17 protein-coding genes and 1 tRNA gene are annotated in these 16,897 nt (G+C 37.8%); 5 read left to right on the forward strand and 13 right to left on the reverse strand.

Annotated elements, in window-relative coordinates:
* The 5 genes from gpmI to MWJ95_RS17595 all read right to left on the reverse strand — a co-directional run bounded on the left by gpmI (position 1) and on the right by MWJ95_RS17595 (position 6,101).
* Positions 1-1,542 (reverse strand): 2,3-bisphosphoglycerate-independent phosphoglycerate mutase, encoded by a 1,542-nt coding sequence (gpmI, locus tag MWJ95_RS17575; RefSeq protein WP_249074971.1) that lies wholly within the window; start codon positions 1,540-1,542, stop codon positions 1-3.
* Positions 1,535-2,296: a triose-phosphate isomerase gene (gene tpiA / locus MWJ95_RS17580; protein ID WP_249074970.1), complete on the reverse strand. Its 762-nt coding sequence runs from the start codon at positions 2,294-2,296 to the stop codon at positions 1,535-1,537. Before tpiA ends, gpmI begins: the two co-directional genes overlap by 8 nt.
* A 38-nt stretch (positions 2,297-2,334) precedes the next feature.
* Positions 2,335-3,519 carry a phosphoglycerate kinase gene (locus MWJ95_RS17585; protein ID WP_249074969.1) on the reverse strand — a complete coding sequence of 395 codons (1,185 nt, stop codon included), beginning with the start codon at positions 3,517-3,519 and terminating at the stop codon, positions 2,335-2,337.
* Positions 3,520-3,926: 407 nt separating this feature from the next.
* The gene (gene gap, locus MWJ95_RS17590) at positions 3,927-4,943 is read right to left on the reverse strand and encodes a type I glyceraldehyde-3-phosphate dehydrogenase (RefSeq protein ID WP_249106849.1); all 1,017 of its coding nucleotides are present in this window, start codon (positions 4,941-4,943) and stop codon (positions 3,927-3,929) included.
* A gap of 126 nt (positions 4,944-5,069) precedes the next feature.
* Positions 5,070-6,101 carry a sugar-binding transcriptional regulator gene (locus MWJ95_RS17595; protein WP_249106850.1) on the reverse strand — a complete coding sequence of 344 codons (1,032 nt, stop codon included), beginning with the start codon at positions 6,099-6,101 and terminating at the stop codon, positions 5,070-5,072.
* A 298-nt stretch (positions 6,102-6,399) separates the two neighbouring features.
* Between MWJ95_RS17595 and MWJ95_RS17600 the strand changes: the two genes are divergently transcribed.
* Positions 6,400-6,606, forward strand: a complete 207-nt coding sequence (locus MWJ95_RS17600) for a transcription initiation factor TFIIIB (protein ID WP_249106851.1) — start codon at positions 6,400-6,402, stop codon at positions 6,604-6,606.
* Between the two features lie 202 nt (positions 6,607-6,808).
* A complete protein-coding gene (locus tag MWJ95_RS17605; protein ID WP_249106852.1) occupies positions 6,809-7,102 on the forward strand; it encodes a hypothetical protein in 294 nt (97 codons plus the stop codon).
* Positions 7,103-7,173: 71 nt separating this feature from the next.
* Here the strand turns inward: MWJ95_RS17605 and MWJ95_RS24540 are convergent, their stop codons facing one another.
* From MWJ95_RS24540 to MWJ95_RS17615, 3 genes are all read right to left on the reverse strand, one after another.
* The gene (locus MWJ95_RS24540; RefSeq protein ID WP_283164733.1) at positions 7,174-7,296 is read right to left on the reverse strand and encodes a hypothetical protein; all 123 of its coding nucleotides are present in this window, start codon (positions 7,294-7,296) and stop codon (positions 7,174-7,176) included.
* 273 nt (positions 7,297-7,569) lie between these two features.
* The gene (locus MWJ95_RS17610; protein WP_249074963.1) at positions 7,570-7,806 is read right to left on the reverse strand and encodes a glutaredoxin family protein; all 237 of its coding nucleotides are present in this window, start codon (positions 7,804-7,806) and stop codon (positions 7,570-7,572) included.
* 51 nt (positions 7,807-7,857) lie between these two features.
* Positions 7,858-8,775: a DMT family transporter gene (locus MWJ95_RS17615; protein WP_481817359.1), complete on the reverse strand. Its 918-nt coding sequence runs from the start codon at positions 8,773-8,775 to the stop codon at positions 7,858-7,860.
* A gap of 125 nt (positions 8,776-8,900) precedes the next feature.
* Between MWJ95_RS17615 and MWJ95_RS17620 the strand changes: the two genes are divergently transcribed.
* Positions 8,901-10,277: an aminotransferase-like domain-containing protein gene (locus MWJ95_RS17620; protein ID WP_249106854.1), complete on the forward strand. Its 1,377-nt coding sequence runs from the start codon at positions 8,901-8,903 to the stop codon at positions 10,275-10,277.
* Positions 10,278-10,359: 82 nt separating this feature from the next.
* Here MWJ95_RS17620 and MWJ95_RS17625 read toward each other — a convergent pair whose 3' ends face one another.
* The 3 genes from MWJ95_RS17625 to MWJ95_RS17635 form a co-directional block, all read right to left on the reverse strand.
* The gene (locus MWJ95_RS17625) at positions 10,360-12,636 is read right to left on the reverse strand and encodes a S9 family peptidase (RefSeq protein ID WP_249106855.1); all 2,277 of its coding nucleotides are present in this window, start codon (positions 12,634-12,636) and stop codon (positions 10,360-10,362) included.
* Between the two features lie 198 nt (positions 12,637-12,834).
* On the reverse strand, positions 12,835-13,608 hold the full coding sequence (locus MWJ95_RS17630; RefSeq protein WP_249106856.1) for a TPM domain-containing protein: 774 nt from the start codon (positions 13,606-13,608) through the stop codon (positions 12,835-12,837).
* Positions 13,608-14,189 carry a LemA family protein gene (locus MWJ95_RS17635; RefSeq protein ID WP_249074958.1) on the reverse strand — a complete coding sequence of 194 codons (582 nt, stop codon included), beginning with the start codon at positions 14,187-14,189 and terminating at the stop codon, positions 13,608-13,610. The genes MWJ95_RS17630 and MWJ95_RS17635 overlap by 1 nt, the downstream gene beginning before the upstream one ends.
* Positions 14,190-14,349: 160 nt before the next feature.
* Between MWJ95_RS17635 and MWJ95_RS17640 the strand changes: the two genes are divergently transcribed.
* Positions 14,350-14,964, forward strand: a complete 615-nt coding sequence (locus MWJ95_RS17640; protein ID WP_249074957.1) for a spore coat protein — start codon at positions 14,350-14,352, stop codon at positions 14,962-14,964.
* A gap of 344 nt (positions 14,965-15,308) precedes the next feature.
* Here MWJ95_RS17640 and MWJ95_RS17645 read toward each other — a convergent pair.
* Positions 15,309-15,383 (reverse strand) — tRNA-Arg (locus MWJ95_RS17645).
* A gap of 487 nt (positions 15,384-15,870) precedes the next feature.
* On the opposite strand from MWJ95_RS17645, the gene clpP reads away from it, so the two are divergent.
* On the forward strand, positions 15,871-16,461 hold the full coding sequence (gene clpP, locus MWJ95_RS17650; RefSeq protein WP_249074956.1) for an ATP-dependent Clp endopeptidase proteolytic subunit ClpP: 591 nt from the start codon (positions 15,871-15,873) through the stop codon (positions 16,459-16,461).
* Between the two features lie 216 nt (positions 16,462-16,677).
* Here clpP and MWJ95_RS17655 read toward each other — a convergent pair.
* Positions 16,678-16,897 (reverse strand): hypothetical protein (locus MWJ95_RS17655; protein ID WP_249106857.1); only part of this gene is annotated, 220 nt, incomplete at its 5' end.

Genomic DNA, 16,897 nt, shown 5'->3' on the forward strand with positions numbered 1-16,897 from the left:
TTAATTCTCCTCTTTTTCAATTAATGATTGACCTGTCATTTCAGAAGGTTGTGACACCTCTAATAATTCTAACATGGTTGGCGCCAAATCGGCTAAAATGCCACCATTTCTTAACATTAAATTTGGTTTTGTCACAATGACTGGAACAGGATTTGTTGTATGAGCTGTCATTGGATCCCCTTTTAAAGTAAGTACTTCATCAGAGTTACCATGGTCAGCTGTAATAATAGCTGCGCCTCCTTTTGCAAGGAGTGCATCTACTACTTTTCCAAGACATTCATCGACTGCTTCAATGGCCTTGATTGTTGGCTCTAACATTCCGCTATGCCCAACCATATCAGGGTTCGCGAAATTAAGAATAATGCCATCAAATTTATCGGCCGCAATCTCTGCTAGCAATGCTTCTGTAACTTCATAAGCACTCATTTCAGGTTTTAAATCGTATGTTGCAACCTTTGGAGAGGCAATTAAAATACGCTCTTCCCCTTCAAATTTCTCCTCACGACCACCACTCATAAAGAATGTAACGTGCGGATACTTTTCTGTTTCTGCAATACGTAGCTGTGTTTTGCCATTAGAAGCTAACACTTCACCAATCGTATTTTTCAAGTTGTCATTTGCGTACGCAACTTGAGCATTTACTTCATCACTGTAATGAGTGAATGACACGAATTTTAAATTCTTAGGATGCTTAGCTGATAATTCGAAACCATCAAATTCACTATTAGTAAACACTTTAGATAGTTGAATTGCACGGTCAGGACGGAAGTTGAAGAAAATAACAGCGTCATTATCATCAATTGTTGCCACTGCTTCTCCGTGCTCTTGAACGCTAAATGGAATCACAAACTCATCTGTTACATCACGCTCATATGATTCAGCTACACCACTTGCTGCACTATCAGCTGTTTGGCCAGCACCATCTACTAGTACATTGTAAGTAAGGGCTACGCGATCCCAACGTTTATCACGATCCATTGCATAATAACGACCGTGGATGGAAGCGAATTGACCTACGCCAATGTCCTTCATTTGTTTTTCAGTTTCTTCGATATAGTCTAGAGCTGTTGTCGGTCCAACATCACGACCATCTAAAAAACCATGTACAAAGACTTTGTCTAAGCCTTGTTGTTTTGCAAGCTTTAATAGCGCAAACATATGCTCATAATGGCTATGTACGCCACCATCTGAAAGTAAACCCATGATATGAAGCTTAGAATTATGAGCTTTAACATGTGCAATTGCATCCAAAAATGCTTTATTCGTAAAGAAATCTCCTTCACGAATAGATTTGTTTAAGCGTGTTAAGCTTTGATACACAATTCGTCCAGCACCAATATTTAAGTGTCCAACTTCAGAGTTCCCCATTTGACCTTCAGGTAACCCTACCGCTTCACCGGCTGCCGTTAAAGTGGAATGCGGGAACTTATTCCAATAACGATCGAAATTGGGTTTGTTTGCTTGGGCTACTGCATTTCCGAAAGTTTCGTCGCGAAATGCAAAGCCATCTAGAATAATTAATGCTACTGGCTTTTTAGGCATTTGCTGCCGCCTCCAATAATTTTAAATATGATTCTGGTTGTAAACTTGCTCCACCGACTAAAGCACCATCGATATGCTCTTTTGCTAATAATTCCTGAATGTTCTCAGGTTTTACGCTACCGCCGTATTGAATACGTACAGCATTGGCCGTTTCAGCATTATATAATTCCTTCACTACTGCACGAATTGCACCGCATACTTGGTTAGCATCTTCTGCTGTAGCAGTTTTACCTGTACCGATTGCCCAAATAGGTTCATAAGCAATCACCATATGCTCCACTTCTTGTGCTCCAAATCCAGCAAGTGCTGCTGTAATTTGATGAGCAACCTTCTGCTCAGTAGTCCCGGCTTCGCGTTCCTCAAGCGTTTCGCCACAGCAAATAATCGGTACGATATTATGCGCAAGTGCTGCAGCAACCTTTTTATTGATGGCTTCATCTGTTTCGTTATAATATTCACGTCGTTCAGAGTGCCCTAAAATAACATAGTCTACTTCCACACTTGCAAGTTGAGCTGGACTAATTTCTCCAGTGAATGCACCTTCGTTTTCATAATGCATCGTTTGTGCACCAATTGCTAGCTCAGATTCACTTGCAACTTGCACAAGCGTAGGTAGGTAAAGTGCTGGTGCACAAACAACAGCGTCTACTTTATCATTTGAAGGAAGTTTGTCCTGTACCGCATCAACAAACTGGATAGCCTCTTCAAATGTTTTATACATTTTCCAGTTACCTGCAATAATTGGTTTACGCATCGTTCTTGCCTCCTATGTTTTTATTCCACGTTAATGTTTTATTTATCGTTTAATGCCACAATCCCAGGAAGCTCTTTCCCTTCCATTAATTCAAGTGATGCACCGCCACCTGTAGAAATATGGTCCATTTTATCGGCAACTTCAAATTTTTCTACTGCTGCTGCAGAATCCCCGCCGCCGATCACTGTATAACCAGTTGTAGTTGCCATAGCCTCTGCTACAGTTTTTGTACCATTCGCGAATTTATCCATTTCAAAGACACCCATTGGTCCATTCCAAATGATTAATTTAGAATCTTTAATAACCTCTGCATAGTTAGCAGCTGTTTTTGGACCAATATCTAAGCCCATCCAGTCCGCTGGAATAGCGTCTACATCTACAATTTGTGTTTCTGCATCCTTTGAAAATTCGTTTGCGACAACTGCATCGATTGGCATATGTAATTGCACGCCTTTTGCCTTTGCTTTTTCAATGAAGGATTTTGCTAAATCGATTTTATCTTCCTCTAATAAAGATTTACCGATATCATAGCCCTGCGCTTTAATGAATGTAAATGATAAACCGCCACCGATAATTAAGTGATCCACTTTTTCTAATAAGCTTTCAATGACACCGATTTTATCTTTAACTTTGGCACCACCGATAATAGCTGTAAATGGATGCTCCGGCTTTGATAAAGCTTTACCTAGCACATCTAATTCCTTTTGCATAAGGAAACCAGATACTGCTGGTACATGCTTGGCAATTCCTTCAGTTGACGCGTGTGCGCGGTGAGCTGCACCGAATGCATCATTGACATAAACGTCCGCTAATTTTGCAAATTGCGCCGCTAAAGTAGGATCATTTTTCTCTTCACCAGCGTGGAAGCGTACATTTTCAAGTAGAATCATGTCACCATTTTGCATGTTGGCAACCGCTTCTTCTACCTCTTGACCAATCGATTCATTTAATTTCGTAACAGGTTTACCCATTAATTCAGCTAAACGTACACCTACTGCAGTTAGGCGCATATCCTCGTTTACTTCACCTTTTGGACGTCCTAAGTGAGAGGCTAAAATTACTTTGGCACCTTGTTCCACTAAATATTCAATTGTAGGAATTGCTGCTCGAATACGTGTTTCGTCAGTAATCGCGCCATCTGCCATTGGTACATTAAAATCGACACGTACAAATACGCGCTTACCTTTTACATCAATATCTTTCATCGTCTTCTTATTTAACATGAAGAAACCCCCTTCAAAGTTGTAGTCGTGAATTTCCTGGATTCACCCATCTTGGCTCCTCCCATCATTCACTAAACTGTATGAGATAAAAAACTTTGGTCCATTTCGTTTAACAAGCCTTTATCAACCCACACTATGGTGAAGTATCCTTTTACTTGCTTTTATAGTAGCAAAAGTCACGTTCTATGTCTTGCAATTACATAACCAGTCAGAGGATAGTGCCTATTCCGAATATTCAGCACACGCTCATCTTATATTTTTTGTATAAAAAAGGAGTAAGGGTAAATTTCCCTTACTCCCATTACCCTTGTATATTATATCTTTTAGACATTATAAAGGCTATACTTTTTATGCGTAAAAAGCAGTATTATGTCACACTTTTTACTTGAGTTATCGAATTATGACACTTATTTATTGTTTAATCCTTTTTCTGCGATATATAAAGCTAAGTCCATTAAACGAGTAGAGTAACCAATTTCGTTATCATACCATGCTAGAACCTTTACCATACTATTTTCTAATACCATTGTAGAAAGACCATCTACAGTTGAAGAGTTATGATTACCATTGTAGTCAATTGAAACTAATGGTAGTTCGTTGTATCCTAAAATACCTTTAAGCTCGTTTTCTGAAGCTTCTTTTAATGCAGCATTAATAGTGTCTTTTGTAACTTCTGATTTTAGCTCCACTACTAAGTCCACACATGAAACGTTTGGTGTTGGCACACGCATCGAGAAGCCATCTAATTTACCTTTTAATTGAGGCAATACTTTTGAAACTGCTACTGCTGCTCCTGTTGTTGTTGGAATCATTGACACTGCACCAGCACGTGCGCGACGTGGATCAGAGTGCGGGAAGTCAAGGATACGTTGATCGTTTGTATAGGAGTGAATTGTTGTCATCATACCGCGTTCAATACCAAATTTTTCATCAAGTATTTTAGCAACAGGTGCTAGGCAGTTCGTTGTACAAGAAGCGTTTGAAATAACATCATCTGTTTCAGGGTTGTAATCCTCATGGTTCACGCCCATTACAAACGTTGGCATTTCGCCCTTCGCAGGAGCCGAAAGAATCGCTTTTTTAGCACCCGCTTGAATATGTTTTCCTACTTCTTCCATCGAGCGGAATCTACCTGTACATTCAAGTACTACATCAACCCCTAGCTCACCCCAAGGTAAATTAGCCGGATCTTTTTCGGCATACACTTTAATTTTTTTTCCATTTACTACGAAAGAATCACCGTCTGCATAAACATCAGCATCGTAGATACCGTGTACTGAATCATAAGTTAATAAGTGTGCAAGCTGACCTGCATCTGTTAGGTCATTTACTGCAACCACTTCGAATTCATCGTGCTTCATCGCTTCACGAAATACTAATCGTCCAATACGTCCAAATCCATTAATCGCTAATTTTAATGCCATTGTCAATTCCTCCAATATTGTTGAAATAATTAATTTTGCCTCGGACATTTATAATATCCACAATTGGCTTTATTCTCATTCAGAGAGTGTTGTAGAACTCACTGAAAAATTGAGTTACATCGTAATTTATAACGAAGGTATACCTTCGGCGATAGCTTTCGCGGCTACCTCATCCGTTATAAAAATCGTTTGCTTTGGCGCTACCTTAAAGTACGATAGCATTGCCTTCACTTTTTGTTTACCAGCAGCAACTGCAATTAATTGCTTACTTCTTTGAATTTGCTCAAACTGAATACCGATTGTTCGAATTCGGTGTACAATTTCACCTTCTGCATTGAAATAATAGCCAAATGCTTCACTAACTGCACCCTTTTCTTCGAGTATTCGTAAATCCTCCGGTGATGAATTACGACGAATAGCCATTTCTTCTGCAGAGCCGATACCATGAATCACACAATCTGCATGATCATAATAATTCATCATTTCGGTTACCATTGGCTCTGTTAACATTGCTCGATAGGCCTGCTCACTTAAATGCTCCGGTAAAAACAATGTGCGATACTGTGCATCCATTTGCATAGCAAATGCTGAGACAAGTGTATTGGCTTGCATTTGCATTTCATGTCCAATACCTCCGCGAGCAGCAACAAATGTGATGTTATGTGCATCAATGGGATGTAAAAATTGCGCAAGCGATGCAACCGACTTGCCACCAGTAACAGCTACTATTTGACCATCAAAGCTTGTTGACATAAATTGTTGTGCTGCCTCTTTTCCAAGCAATGTTAATATCGTATCGTCTTCATTGTAATCACCTGGTACAACAATTACATGCTGTAAGCCGAAATGGTTTTCCAATAATTTAGCCAGTTGTTTAAGACCAGACCATTCATAGACAATTGTTCGAAGCTTTTCGATAACTACTTCACCATCGTCTGTACATACCATACCCGACTTTTGAGAATCTAATAACCCTTGCTCACGTAAAATATCCGTTTCTTTTCGAATTTCTCGCTCGGTCATTTTAAGTGAATCTGCAAGTGTTCGACGCCCAATTGGCTGCATAAGCTGAACTGTTTGCAATATACGATATCTCGATTGTAGCAGCGGATACATTTCTGGAAGTAGCCTTTGCTGTGCCTCAGGTACAGATAACATATTAATCTACTCCCTTTTCAATATCAGTGGGTTATATTTTGTCCCACTGCATAAAAATATGTCCCACTTACGATTTCATTATAATACTCTTTATAAATAATGTAAAGTGACAAAAAACTTGTTTAATTTACAATAAAACCGTTTAAAAAATAATATAACCATTTAGTAATAAAAAACTCTTCATTTTACAATTATGAAAAGGTTTAATAAAATGGAACCATTTTACAACTCATTCGTAATAATAGATAATAGGATATATCAGAAAAATTGGCTTACATATATAGGGGAGGGTTTCTAATTGAAGAATTCTACGAAAGCAACAGAATGTCCAAAATGTGGTGGGACTGAGTTAGGAAAAGGTAAGCATAATGGATATGCGGTTATGTACCCAGAAAATAAGATGAGTATCGGTTCAACTGTTGAATATATTATTTGCACAGAATGCGGATTTATAATCGAGAGCTATGTAAAAAAACCGGAGAAATTTAAAGGTACACTTTTTTGAGGAACTATTGTAATTTAAATTAAATGGAAAGCTTCGCTATTTAAATGTCCCGGAATTAGCGTTGTAAGTAGATACATAAAGGACTCTCTATTTTAAGCATAATGGCCTAATTGTGGATATCTAAAGTTAAATGAGCTTTTTAACAGAAAGACAATTGCAAAAAGAATTGATTGGATGATTGGAGTGGAGGCTGGGCGACTCCTTGGGGATCAGCAATAGAGGAACGCGAGTGAAGCGGCTCATCGAACGCCCCCAGGAAGCTCTGCTCTGCGCGAAAGCGAAGCGGCAGCGGCAAATGTTTTCTGTAGCGAAAGCAAAGCGGCAGCTACAAATGTTTTATCTGTGCGAAAGCGAAGCGACAGCAACAAATGTTTTATCTGCGCGAAAGCGAAGCGTCAGCGGCAATGTTTTATCTGTAGCGAAAGCAAGGCGTCAGCTACAAAGCGCCCAGCCGGAACGGAAATCATCCCCTCGCTTTGGTGCTGAGTCTGATTAATTAAATATCGTGTGTTATCTAGCATAAAAAACCCGTAACCAAAATGTCATGGTTACGGGTTTTTTATTAGCTTATTTTGTGTAAGATAAAATTGCGTTTTTCTTAAATCTGCATAAAGCTTTTGTTGCTTCATTTTTATTTGTGTATTCAAAAATACGAACGTCCTTTTTCTCAAATACTGTAATAACCCACATTGTAAAATCTCCCTTCAAATTCGCTTTTGTAATATAACAACCACTAAAAATGTGATACTTTTGATCATCTGTTTTATAACAACCTCTTACTGATTCTTATTCTACTCCTATTTTTTTAAAAATAAAGCCAAATGTGAAGGTCTTCACAAACTGTTCAAATTCTAAACGCTTTCATTGAACAATTTGTGAATTGTGGTTATTACTGCTGAAAATTCGAGTAAAAGTAACATCTCATTAAAAGCCTCTGGTATGTACATTTAGCAGATTCCTTTGTTATTCGTTAGACAAATGCTCCACAAGTGTTGCGTAATCTAAATTGCCATATTGTATCACTTGCCCATCCTTCTCTACTACCGGAATCATTAACATATACTTTTCATGTATGCTTTCATCTTCTTCAATATCAATAATTTCAATATCGAAATCTATATCTTCCTGTACAAGCTTTAATGTATGTAATCCCTCTACACACAATCCACAATTAGCCCGACTAAAAAATGTAACCTTCAATTAAAGCACCTCCCATAAGAGCATTATAAAACGAAAATCAAAATACCGTAATTACTCCCTTTGTTTCATTGATTCTGAATCTTTTTTAATAACAGTGGTGTTCTTGCCAATGAATACTGACACGACAACAACGATGGCTACAACAATAGTAAATAATGTAATGGATTCATTAAGAAATAAAGCTGCAAAAATAATCATTAAAAATGGCTGTAAATATTGAATTTGACTTACTTTTGAAATGCCTCCCATAGCCATTCCACCATACCAGGCTACATATGCTAAAAATTGACTAACAATAGCAAGATACAAGAAGCTAATCCAAGCTTTTAAAGGAGCATGCAACATTTCAGCTGATACGTTTAATAGCACTGGAATAATAAGAAAAGGAGTAGCTACTATGATTGCCCACGCGATTACTTGCCAGCTTCCTACTTCTCGTGCTAGTACCCCACCTTCAGCATAACTAAGTCCGAGTATTATGACTGCTGCCAATAAGGCTAAATCTGCAACATGTAACTGGCCCAGTCCAAGATAAGTAGCGTAAACCATTACTGCCAATGCGCCAACTATACTTGATATCCAAAATTTAATGGACGGAATTTCGCCTCCCCTTATCATGGCAAACCCCGCCGTAGCTAAAGGTAAAAGGGCTAATTCTACAGCTCCATGAGAAACTGGCAAACTTGTCATAGCCCAAGAGGTAAGTAAGGGGAATCCTAAAACTGCGCCTAAAGAGACAATAATTAAGCTCTTGAATTGACGAGCAGTGGGTAGTTTTTCTTTTTTCACAATCAATACGATAGTAACTAAAATTGATGCTACTACCGCTCTTCCTAAGCCAACAATTGTAGTCCCAAAATATTCTACTGCTACACTGGTTGCAGGTAATGTTAAGCTGAAACAGATAACGCCCACTAAGCCTAATAATAACCCCATTTTTTCCTTCTTATTGTCCTGCACTATGACCATCCCCTTATATTTTTTTACAAATCTGTACCATTTGTGCTGGTATAATGAATATTAAGAGGAACTACCGTAAAAATAAACGGAATATTTCGCCATCTGTCCTGGTACAGAATAAGGGAGGCTTTGTATTGTATACAAAATATAATGAGGTTATTGATGAAATTAAAGATCAACTAGCACAGGGATTACTTATAGCAGGTAGTAAGCTTCCTTCAGTACGACAACTTTCAGAAAAATTCTCCTGTAGTAAAAACACAGTTGTTAAAGCGTATGAGGAGCTAGAAAAAGAGCACTTCATTTTTTCTGTGCCCAAAAGCGGTTATTATGTTGTCAATGAATTTCAAAATCCAGACAGTAAAAATGATATTATTGACTTTTTGTCTGCTGGTCCTGATAAAGACATCATGCCCTACATTGATTTTCAGCACTGTATTAATCAGGCCATTGATACTTATAAAGAAGAATTATTTACTTACACCGATCAACAAGGACTATCCTCTCTACGACTTCAATTGGTGAAGTATTTGCAAAGCTTACAGGTATTCACTGAACCCGAAAGATTATTTATTGTGTCTGGCTCTCAGCAGGCTCTTAATTTATTAGTTTCTATGCCATTTCCGAATGGGAAAAACAATATTTTAATTGAACAGCCTACTTATTTTGGCTTTATAGAATCTGCCAATTTACAGAAAGTGACTACGTTCGGGATTGATTTATCTATGGATGGAATTGATTTCGATCGTCTAGAATATATATTTCGCAATAACGATATCAAGTTCTTCTATATTGTTCCTAGGTTTCATAATCCACTTGGACATAGCTATACGAATAAAGAGAAAAAAAGAATTGTTGAATTAGCGGAAAAATACGATGTCTATATAGTTGAGGATGACTTTTTAGGTGATTTGGATCCAAATACTAAATCTGATCCATTATTCGCGTACAATCCTTCTGGCAGAGTTATTTATATTAAAAGTTTTTCTAAAGTTTTTCTACCTGGTTTAAGAGTTGCGTTTTTAGTACTTCCAAAAATTATGAGTAACAACTTTTTACGTTATAAATTTACTGCCGATTTTAATAGTTCGGTTCTTTCACAAGGAGCATTAGAAATTTATTTAAAAAACGGAATGTTTAATAGCCATATTAAGAAAATAAAAGAGCTATATTATAGAAAAATGCAACATCTACAGGAAGCTTGTAAGTTATTGCTACCAAATAACACGCAATATACGAAACCTTCTTCAGGATTTTATCTTACTATCTCCCTGCCCGAAAAAGTGACTGCAAAGCAGATTGTCAATTTGTTACAAGAGCAAAATGTCCTTGTGGATGATGCAGCTAGAATGTTCCTACCAGAATATAAAAAGGAAAATCTGATTCGATTAAGTATTTCTCAAGTGGATGAGCGTCAAATTAATGCTGGCGTAGAAAAGCTAGCCCGTTGTATCACATTAATTGACAATAAAAAAAATGATATATCTCGAAATACTTTTCAATTCTTATAACGGTTCTCCATCCAAATAAGAACAATTTAGAGTCTTCAACTAGAAAAGACTGTGCAAGAAATTATGCACAGTCCTCTTTATATTATTTTTTCAGATGGCTATCTAAGAATTTTAGCATTGCAGTGTAGAATTCGATACGGTTTTCTTCATTATGGAAACCATGACCTTCATTATCTTTCAGCATGTATTCCACATCAACGCCTCTAGCACGTAATGCTTCAACGATTTGATCGGACTCAGCCTTATTTACACGTGGATCATTTGCACCTTGAGCTACAAATAGCGGTGTTTTAATTTTATCCACATGGAAGACAGGTGAAGCTGCTGTTAATAGCTCCTTATCTTTTTCTGGATGCCCAACACGCTCATAAAGCATTTCACGCATTGTTTCCCAATATGGAGGAATTGTATTTAATAGTGTAAAGATATTCGATACACCTACATAATCAACTGCTGCTGCATATAGATCTGGTGTATAAGTGATACCTGCTAATGTTGCATAACCTCCAAAAGATGCACCATAAATTCCGATACGTTTAGGATCTGCAATACCTTGATCGATCGCCCATTGTACACCATCTGTAATATCATCTTGAATTTTTAGACCCCATTGCTTATTACCAGCTTCCAGGAATTCTTTACCATATCCAGCTGACGAACGGAAATTCATTTGTAGTACTGCATAACCACGATTTGCTAGTAATTGCACCTCAGGATTAAAGCCCCACATATCACGTGCCCATGGTCCACCGTGTGGATTGACGATAAGTGGCAGATTTTTAGCCTCTTTATTTTTCGGTAAAGTTAAATAACCGTTAATTGTTAGGCCGTCTCGACTTTTATATGAAATTGGATGCATTTCTGCAAGCTCATCTTGTTTTAACCAAGGGCTTAATGTTGCCAATTCTTTTAATTCGTCTGTTGTTGAATCGTAGTAATAATATTTTCCGTAAACAGTGTCACTAGAAACGTTAACAATGAATTTTGTCATTTCTTTGTTGTAATCATTAATACCTAAATCACTTTCAGGAACACCTAATTTGCTTTGAATTTTACGGAATAGTTTTTCAAAATCCTCGTCAAAGAATTGATAATGTATCTTATCTGTTACATATCCACCGTACAATACTTTATCTTTCTCAGAACTATATAATACACCCGCTACATCCACTTCTGAGTTGGACATAATTACTTCTTCTTTACCTTCTAAATCATATTTAACTACTTCTACTTTATCTCTTCCTTTATTAGAAGTTGCGAAAATATGTTTATTGTCTTTAGAGAAAGCAAGTGGCATTACTTCATCTCCTGCTTTCATTTCAATAAATGGCTTGAATTCATCTTTCTCTGAATCACGGTAAAGGATAGTTCCTTCTACACCATCTGAAGTTACTGCCATACGTACATTTCCATCATGATCTGCTAACCAACTTGAAATATTACCTGGGTTTTTCGCAACATGTGTAGTGACTCCAGTCTTCACATTAAGCTTGTACACATCAAAGACTTTTGCATCTTCTTTATTCATCGTAATAAGGATTTCGTCTTTAACGCCCTGTAAATCACTTAATAACTCAACTGTTACATTCGGATATGGCGTTAAATCCTTCTCCTCATTACCATTAAATGTTGTTGAATAAATGTGGAAGTTTTCATCGCCACCTTTATCCTTTACATATAGTAAATTATCATCTTTCCAGAAGGATCCCCCAATATCGCGATCCATTGAACTAGATACACGTACTGGCTCACTATCATCATTCATTTTCTTTACGAACACATTTGAACGATTTTCCCATGCAGATTTATAAGTAATGTAATTTCCGTCTGGTGAAAGATGATAGCCGGCGTTTCCTGGATTTTTCATGAAATCTTCTACCGAAATTTCTTTTACGCCTTCATTATTGCTAACACTATTTTTTACATTTTTAGCATTGTTTAAAATTTTGACAGCATCTTGTTTAGTAATCGTTTCACTATTCGAGAGACCGTTAAATAAACCTATCTTATTTGCTTTTTCTTGATACTCAGCAAGTGTTGCTTCTTTTTCCTCTTTATTTAAAGCTCTTACTAAAATACGTGCCGCTTCATCACGTTTAATATTCACACTGAAATCTTTTAATTCTTCGCCTTTTACCCATTGATCAATGATTTGCTGACGCATTGTCTCTGATCCATGTTGGAATGTTAGAGCTGTTACAGTTAAATCTAGAAACTCCTTAGCAGATAGACGTTCCTCTTTTACTTTTACTTGACTGCTAGTTTCATTAGCAGCGCGCACTTCCTGCAAAGATACAGGAATGACAGCAGATGACGTTAAAATAACCGCTAATGATGCTGATAAAAACCTTTTTTTCAAAATGATCCCTCCTTATATCAGTACATGTTATATCGTTTGTCGATACAATTTAAATTATAGCAATTTTACCCAAATTGTCAAATATTTGTAAAAATTAATGCAATTACCTTTAACCAATAAAAAGTGAACTGCAGTGAGTTCACTTTTTTAAATATAGTCTATCCCCTCAGAATAATTGCATTTGGATTCGGAAAAAAGTTAAAATTTCCGACTTGCTCCTCCACCAGCAGATGAGCCGCCTCCGAATCCTCCAAAGCCGCTGCCACCAGAGCTGCCACCTCCGAAACCACCTGGAAAGCCACCTGGAAAACCGCCACGTCCACCACGTCTTCCAGAACGAGGCCCGCCTCCTCTACCATTAGAAATAAATGTATAAACAATAAGTACTATAATAGCGATTAAAATAATCATCCACGTTGGCATTTCCTCTTTGTCAGCTGTATTCTCAGGCATTTCTCCATCCCAATTGTATTCCTCGGCGACAGTTTGAAATACTTCAGTGTACGTAGCTTTAAATGCCTTATCAATGTCTCCGGCACTTGCATTCGGATAAAACGCTGCATCTAAAATGCGCCCTAACTTACCATCAGGTAATGCACCCTCAAGACCTTGACCTACAGCAATGACCACATCATTATTACCTTCTCCCTGCCCAAACGTTGCTAATAATAACACGCCATTATTTTTTTTGGCATCACCAATGCCCCAAGAACGAATCATTTTAGTTGCATACATTTTTGGTTCTTCTCCGTTAATAGTATCTACGGTGACGACCATTATTTCAGCACCTGTACCTTTATCTAGCTGCTCTGAATAATGATTGAGTTCTTCCTTCATGGATGAAGATAAAACATTAGCAAAATCATGAATATACGTATTTTGCATTGGTGACGGCATTGCGGCTTCTGCCATTCTTATCGATAAAATAAACATGATACTCACAATCATGAGCTGAATAAAAAAGCTTTTCATTATTGTTTACCTGAACTACTAAAATCTATAGAAGGTGCCTTTTCAGTACCCGCAGCTGCTTTAAAGTATTCTTTCTGTTCAAAACCAAACATCCCTGCAATTAAATTACCCGGGAAACGTTTGACCGTTTTATTAAAAGCCTGCACTTCATTGTTGTAGTCTTCTCGAGCAACCGCTAAGCGATTTTCTGTCCCAGCTAATTCATCCATTAATTGACGGAAATTTGCATCTGCCTTTAAATTTGGATAGTTTTCTACGACTACTAGCAATCGACTAAGTGCACCGTTCAATGCATCATTGGCAACAGCCTGTTCCTTTGGACTATGTGCACTTCCCATTTGTGCACGTGCTTCTGTAATGCTAGCGATCACATCTTTCTCATGGTTAGCATATCCTTTTACAGATTCTACTAAGTTCGGAATCAAATCATAGCGTCGCTGTAGCTGATTTTCAACCTGAGCCCATTTCGAATCAACACTTTCCTCAGCAGTCACAAGGCTATTGTATTTTGGAATAAATAGTAAGGCTAATACAACTAAAATAATAACGATCATTCCTATAGGTCCAAAAATTTTTTTCAATTCTAAACCTCCTTCGCTTTCTTTTTTCTTACTACTAATGTGTAGGAAAAAAACATCTCTATACTACATATATGCAAATGCATTAATACCGTATGAAATTTATCTAAGTAGCCATACTTAATACTGTAAAACAAACTATGATATTTAGGAGGCGCTTTTTTTGACACAATCGTTTCAAAATGAATCATCAAACCAAACATCATTCAACCAACAACAAAGCCTAAATCATGGTGGACATGAGCTCATGGACATGCATGAAGTAATCGGCGAAATCATTGCTGGTATGAATCAATCCATTTTTTTACGTCCACATGTTAAGGATCCTGAGTTACTAAGCATTTTGGATAGCCAATATAATTTCACTTTAGGTATGTATAACACTATTGTGGAATCATTCAACACAGGACATGATCCATCTGTTCCTACAGGTCGCTATCAAATGGAGACAGGGAATGATTTCAAATATGGAATGAATCCTGGTCAGCCTAAAAAGCCAATGCAAAATGCAAATGAGCTTAACGACGAAGCAATTTCTGGCTTCCTATTAGGTGCTCAAAAAGGGGCAGCGAAATGTATGACTGCTGCTGCAACAGAAACTACCAACCCTGTCGTTCGACGTGTTGTTGCAGATAGTATTCCCAACTGCATTGAAATGGCATACGAATTATCTATTTACCAAAATATGCATGGCTACTATCAAGTACCTCAGTTTTCTCAACAGGATATGCACACTATGCTTAATGCATACGGCACTACAACAAATCCCCTTCATTAATAAAACAAGAGCAGTCCCTGTGTGATCGTCATCACATATGGGACTGCTCTTATTTTAACTACAGGGCGGCAAGCCGCTACATATTTAGTAAACAAACAAAAAAAAGAATCCCCTCAGATAGGATTCTTTTTTCCGACTAGTATAACTAGTCTTCACGTTCGGTATGTTCACTAAAAAATAATTTGGAGTTGTTGCTTTTTTGAAGGTTTGAAAGGAACAAATACGGGAATAATGCCTACTAGACAAGATTCCATTATTTTCCCTTCTCACTTCTCCACTAAGCAGGCTGCTAAACTACTTATTAGGAGAATTGAGTTATAAAAGTAAATAATAAATCAGTAAAATGGCGCCCTCGGAGGGAATCGAACCCCCAGTGCAAGAACCGGAATCTTACGTGTTATCCATTACACCACGAGGGCAATTAAACAAAAAAAAAGTACTCACCCTAGGCTTTACGAAAAGCATGATGTAGATAACCCTCATTTGAAGCATACCTGCAAAATAGTGTACTGTACTTTAACTTATGACCTTATCAATTATACAAACGTATGGCATATAATTCAACTATAGAATGCAAAACCTTTTAACTTTTTTTATTTTCACTCAGTACGTGTCAAAATACCTGCTAAATAAAGATACTCTCCCGGCGAATGTCACGCATTTAATTGTGTTGGCCCAGTTCAAATACGGACACACTGTTTGTTGTATCTGCTCCAAATGGTTTCTGCGTGAAAGCGAAGCGCCAACAACAATTACGCCAGGTGAAATTGATTTAATTTATTTCACTTTAACAGGGTTAATATTTGACCTTCCCTGACTATAATGTGTATGATAAGGATACAGCTGAAATACAAAGGAAGTTTTCAGCAATAGTATTCGAATTTAGTTTTATAAGGAGGATTTAACATGAATTTAATTCCTACAGTTATTGAACAAACAAGTCGTGGTGAACGTGCATATGACATCTATTCACGACTACTAAAAGACCGTATTATCCTATTAGGAAGTGCAATTGACGACAACGTTGCTAACTCAATCGTTGCGCAACTTCTATTCCTACAAGCAGAAGATCCAGATAAAGATATCTTTCTTTACATTAACTCACCAGGTGGATCAATCACTGCCGGTATGGCAATTTACGACACAATGCAACTGATCAAGCCACAGGTGCAAACAATTTGTATCGGTATGGCAGCATCTATGGGGGCTTTCTTACTTGCAGCTGGTGAACCTGGTAAACGTTTCGCACTACCGAATGCTGAAGTAATGATCCATCAACCTCTTGGCGGTGCACAAGGTCAGGCAACTGAAATCGAAATCGCTGCTAAACGTATTTTATTCTTACGTGAAAAATTAAACGGTATTTTATCAGAACGCACTGGTCAACCACTTGAAGTCATTGCAAGAGATACAGACCGCGATAACTTCATGACTGCTGAGCGCGCAAAAGAATATGGCCTAATCGACCAAATTATGGATCGCAACGACCGCAAATAAAACTATCAAAGGCATCCCAGATTTAATTCTGGGATGTCTTTTTATGTTCGCCTTGATGTTCCGTCGCTTTGACTCTTCTTTTCGTCGTTCTGGCTTCTCTTTCCGTCGCTTCGGCTCTTCCTTCCGTCGCGGCCTTATCTTTCCGTCGTTCCGGCTCTTTTTTCCGTCGTTCTGGCTTCTCTTTCCGTCGCTTCGGCTCTTCTTTCCGTCGCGGTCTTATCTTTCCGTCGTTCCAGCTTTTCTTTCCGTCGTTCTGCCTCTTTCTTCCGTCGCTTTGGCTCTTCTATCCACGATTCTGGCTTTGCTATCCACGACTTTGGCTTTTATCCACCACTCTGGCTTTTCTATCCACGACTTTAGCTCTTCTATCCACGACTTTGGCTTTTGTCCACGACTTTGGCCTTCTATCCACGACCTGTCTCTTATACACATCTGA

The organism is Lysinibacillus sp. Bpr_S20 (assembly GCF_023337835.1).
Classification (GTDB): domain Bacteria; phylum Bacillota; class Bacilli; order Bacillales_A; family Planococcaceae; genus Lysinibacillus.